This window comes from Inquilinus sp. (assembly GCF_039594555.1).
Taxonomy (GTDB): domain Bacteria; phylum Pseudomonadota; class Alphaproteobacteria; order DSM-16000; family Inquilinaceae; genus Inquilinus.
The window spans coordinates 1-4,128 of the sequence record NZ_JBCNNF010000526.1 but is presented as its reverse complement, the minus strand read 5'-3'; the positions used below and the strand labels follow the sequence as shown (position 1 = coordinate 4,128).

General features: G+C 71.9%; 5 protein-coding genes. 2 read left to right on the top strand and 3 right to left on the bottom strand.

From position 1 onward, the window contains the following. Nucleotides 1-186 precede the first annotated feature (186 nt). From ABDW35_RS33275 to ABDW35_RS33265, 3 genes are read right to left on the bottom strand one after another with little or no spacing between them, the layout of a single operon-like run. On the bottom strand, nucleotides 187-1,362 hold the full coding sequence (locus tag ABDW35_RS33275) for a cystathionine beta-lyase (RefSeq protein WP_343718138.1): 1,176 nt from the start codon (nucleotides 1,360-1,362) through the stop codon (nucleotides 187-189). Nucleotides 1,363-1,386: 24 nt separating this feature from the next. Beyond that, nucleotides 1,387-2,175, bottom strand: coding sequence for an aldolase (locus ABDW35_RS33270; RefSeq protein ID WP_343718137.1), 789 nt, complete (start codon nucleotides 2,173-2,175; stop codon nucleotides 1,387-1,389). Between the two features lie 30 nt (nucleotides 2,176-2,205). Then, nucleotides 2,206-2,904: a haloacid dehalogenase type II gene (locus ABDW35_RS33265; protein WP_343718136.1), complete on the bottom strand. Its 699-nt coding sequence runs from the start codon at nucleotides 2,902-2,904 to the stop codon at nucleotides 2,206-2,208. 102 nt (nucleotides 2,905-3,006) lie between these two features. Between ABDW35_RS33265 and ABDW35_RS33260 the strand changes: the two genes are divergently transcribed. Both ABDW35_RS33260 and ABDW35_RS33255 read left to right on the top strand, forming a co-directional pair. Beyond that, the gene (locus ABDW35_RS33260) at nucleotides 3,007-3,858 is read left to right on the top strand and encodes a LysR substrate-binding domain-containing protein (protein ID WP_343718135.1); all 852 of its coding nucleotides are present in this window, start codon (nucleotides 3,007-3,009) and stop codon (nucleotides 3,856-3,858) included. Between the two features lie 73 nt (nucleotides 3,859-3,931). Next, nucleotides 3,932-4,128 (top strand): AraC family transcriptional regulator (locus ABDW35_RS33255; protein ID WP_343718134.1); only part of this gene is annotated, 197 nt, incomplete at its 3' end.

Genomic DNA, 4,128 nt, shown 5'->3' with positions numbered 1-4,128 from the left:
GCCCAGGGCGGGCCGCCCTGATGCCAGGGCTTGTGATGGGCCAGGGCCGGCCCGGCGGTGGCCAGCACCGCCAGGGCGGTCAGTGCGGGCACGAGGACGCGTCGTCGCAAGCTCATCTCGATCAATCCCCTTTCCGGGCGCCCTCGACGGACGCCCCTCAGACCAGGGACGATCGACCCCCGCGGTTTATTCCGCCGCCAACCGCAGGGCGGCGTCGAGGTCGGCGATCAGGTCAGCTTCGTCCTCCAGACCGACATTCAGCCGAACCAGCCGGCCGGCATAGTCGGTGCCCAGCCGCGGGATGCTGCGATAAGCCATCACCAAGCTGGTGGCGCCGCCCCAGCTGTAGCCCAGCCTGAACAGGCGCAGCGCCTCGACGAAGCGGGTGACCCAGGCCTCGTCGTGCTCCGGCCCGAACACGATCGAGAACACGCTGGACGAGCCCCTGAAGTCGCGGCGCCAGGTCTCGTGGCCGGGGCAGGAGGGCAGCGCCGGATGCAGCACCGCCTCGATCTCGGGCCGGCCGGCCAGCCAGGTGGCGACCGCCAGCGTGGTACGCTCCAGCCGGTCGAGCCGGACGCCCAGCGTCTGCAGCCCGCGCAGCGCCAGGCTGCAATCGTCCGGCGACACCGCCATGCCCAGCAGCCGGTGCGCGTCGCCGATCGCCTGCCGGTGCCTGTCGTCGGCGACCGAGACGGTGCCCAGCAGCAGGTCGCTGTGGCCGCCGACATACTTCGTCAGCGCCTGGACGCTGATGTCGGCGCCATGGGCGAAGGCGTCGAACAGGATGCCGGCGGCATAGGTGTTGTCGATGGCAACGCTGACGCCATGCCGGTGCGCCGCCGCGGCGAGGGCCGGCACATCCTGCACCTCCATGGTGATCGACCCCGGGCTCTCGCACCACAGCAGCGCGGTCCCGGGACGGATCAACGCCTCGACCTCCGCCCCGGCAAGGGCGGGGTAGGTCTCGACCTCTACCCCCAGCTTGGCCAGCAGGCCCAGGGCGAATTCTCGGGTCGGGCCATAGGCGCTGTCCGGCACCAGCACATGCGATCCGGCGCGGCACATCGCCAGGAACACCAGCGCGATGGCGGCCTGGCCGCCGGGCACCATGAAGCTGTGCCGCGCGCCCTCCAGCTCGGCGATCCGCCGGGCCAGCTCGATCGTCGTCGGCGTCCCGTACAGGCCGTAGGTGTAGCCGCCGTCCATCGACCAGTCGTCACGCGCATCGGCCAGCCGGTCGAACACCACGGTCGAGCCGCGATACACCGGCGTGGCCAGGGATCTGAAGCCCTCCGGCGCCTTGGCCTCCGGATGGATCAGCCGGCTTCTCCAGCCCAGCGGCGGACGGTCGTCAGTCATCGGCAATCCTCCGCAGGGGCAATGTCAGGCGGCGAAGTCCGGTTCCTGGCGCATCAGCCGGCGCTTGATGCTCTCCAGATGCAGCCGGGCGCTCTCGGCGTCGCCCTCGCGCATCTGCTCATAGGTCCGGCGGGCGATCTCGGCCGGCACCGGCGTCAGCCTGCGGCCGGTGCTCAGCGCCTTGACCTGCACCTCGGCCGCGCGCTCGAGGTAGTAGAGGTCGTCCCAGGCCTCGGCGATGGTCGGGCCGCACACCATCACGCCGTGGTTGCGCAGGAAGACGATGTCGGCGTCGCCCAGCGTCGCGGCGATGCGGTCGCCCTCGGCCTCGTCCAGGGCCAAGCCGTTATAGGCGTCGTCCACCGAGGTGCGGCCATAGAATTTCAGCGCCGTCTGGCCGGCCCAGGCCAGCGGCTGGCCCTCGACCATGCTCAGCGCGGTGGCATAGGGCATATGGGTGTGGAAGGCGGCCCGGGCGCGCGGCACCAGCTTGTGCAGCCGGGCGTGGATGTAGAAGGCCGTCGCCTCCGGCCTGCCGTCGCCGTCGATCACATTGCCGTGGAAGTCGCAGACCAGCAGGCTGGAGGCCGTGACCTCGGCGAAGGCCAGGCCGTAGGGGTTGACCAGGAACAGGTCGTCCCGCCCCGGCGCCAGCGCCGAGAAGTGGTTGCAGATGCCTTCCTCCAGCCCCAGCCGCGCAGCCATGCGGAAGCAGGCGGCCAGGTCGATGCGGGCCTGGCGCAGCGCCGCCCAGTCGATCTCGCCGATATTCGACAGCCGGGACGGGTCGGCGGCATGCAGCTCATGGGCCATGGCGGGGTCTCCTGTCGGCGCTCGGGTCTCTCAAAGCCAGCCGGCATCCTTGAACAGCCCCGGCAGCCCGTCCAGGGCCGGAAGCACTGCGGCGGGCGCATAGCCGTCAGGCGGCCGGCGGCCGGTGCCGCGGTCGATCCAGACGTCGCGCAGGCCGAGCTCCCGCGTCGCCACGAGGTCGAGATGCGGGCTGGCGCAGACATGCACCACCTCATCCTTGCCCACGCCCAGGACCTGATGCGCATGGCGGAAGATCCGGAGCGACGGCTTGTAGGCGCCGGCCTGCTGCGCCGTCACCACCCGGTCGATATGGCCGCCGAGCTGGGCGACGTTGCCTGCGATCACGTCGTCATCGGTGTTGGAGATGATGCACAGGCGGAACCCGGCCGCCTTCAGCGCCGCCAGCGCCGGCACCACCTCGGGGAAGGGCGGCATCCGGCTGATCGCACCCGTCAGTGTCTCGGCATCGCGCTCGCCCGAGGCGACGCCGAGCTCCCCCATCGCCAGCCGCAGCGCGGTGCCGGCGATATCGCGGAAGCGGCGATGCGGCTCCGCCTGCTCGATCGCGTGCTCGTGCCGGTCATAGGTCTCGATCAGCCGGGCGGGGTCGATCGCCACGCCCCGTCCGGCCAGGATGGCACGAGCGGCGTCGCGCAGCCCCTCGTCCCACTGGATCAGGGTGCCGTAGCAGTCGAAGGTGACCCAGGCGGGGCGCGGTCCGGACAGCATGACGGGGATCTCCACAAGTGCGGGGCCGGTATCGCGCAGGCGCGGCTTATTGGGAAACGAGATTATCGACTGGATCTTATCGGAAGTGCAAATATCGATCCCATGTTCGACCTCGACCTCCTGCGCACCTTCGTCGCCGTCGCCGATGCCGGCGGCTTCACCCGTGCGGCCGAGCGGGTGCATCGCAGCCAATCGACCGTCAGCCAGCAGATCCGCCGGCTGGAGCAGGATCTCGGCCACCGGCTGCTGGACCGCGACCGTACCGGCGGCGCCGCGGTGCTGACCGAGGAGGGCGAGCTGCTGATCGGCTATGCCAGGCGGCTGCTGGGGATCTCGGCCGAGGCGCGGGAGGCGCTGGCCGGTCCCGGCCGGGCCGCGGTGGTGCGCCTCGGCGTGCCGGAGGATTTCGCCGGCCGCCGGCTGACCGACCTCCTGTCCGGCTTCGCCCGGCAGAGCCCGCGTATCCGCCTCGACACCACCAGCGCCTGGAGCGCCGAGCTGCGCCGGCTGCTGGCGGCGGGGGAGCTGGACCTGGCGCTGGTCAAGCGCGATGTCGGCGACGGCCGGTGCCTGGCGCGGTGGCCGGAGCGGCTGGTCTGGGTCGTCGGCCGGGAGGCCGACATCGACGCCGATCCCGTGCCGCTGGCGCTGTTCCCGCCGGGCTGCATCTATCGCGACCGGGCGATCGCGGGGCTGGAGGCGCTGGGCCGCCGCTGGCGGGTGGCCTATTCCAGCCAGGGGCTGATCGGCGTCCAGGCCGCGGTGGCGTCGGGCCTGGGCGTCAGCATCCTGGCCGAAGACGCTGTGCTGCCCGATCATCGCCGGCTGGGGGCGGCGGACGGCTTCCCCGACCCGGCGGAATCGGAGCTGGCGCTGCTGGCCAAGCCCGGCCGGCCGGACCGGGCCGCGGGCGAGCTGGCGGAGTATCTGGTCGGCGCCCTCGGCGCGGGCTGACCGGCGCAACCGCGATCAAACGGGCGGCCCCGGCCATGGGCACAGTGCCGGCGAAGGCTTGAGGGAGACGGGAATGGGGGCGGTCGAGCGGGCGGTCTGGTTCATCGAGAACCGGTTCGGGTCGGAGGTCACGCTCGATGCCATCGCCGAAGCCGCCGGCGTGTCGCGGTTTCATCTGTGCCGGCTGTTCGGCGTGGCCACCGGCCGGTCGGTGATGCGCTATGTCCGCGGCCGCCGCCTGACGGAGGCGGCGCGGGTGCTGGCGGCCGG

Bases quoted from the DNA above. Each gene is read 5' to 3' on its own strand.
- ABDW35_RS33270 (WP_343718137.1), bottom strand. From the start codon at position 2,175: ATGGCCCATGAGCTGCATGCCGCCGACCCGTCCCGGCTGTCGAATATC.
- ABDW35_RS33265 (WP_343718136.1), bottom strand. From the start codon at position 2,904: ATGCTGTCCGGACCGCGCCCCGCCTGGGTCACCTTCGACTGCTACGGC.
- ABDW35_RS33275 (WP_343718138.1), bottom strand. From the start codon at position 1,362: ATGACTGACGACCGTCCGCCGCTGGGCTGGAGAAGCCGGCTGATCCAT.
- ABDW35_RS33260 (WP_343718135.1), top strand. From the start codon at position 3,007: ATGTTCGACCTCGACCTCCTGCGCACCTTCGTCGCCGTCGCCGATGCC.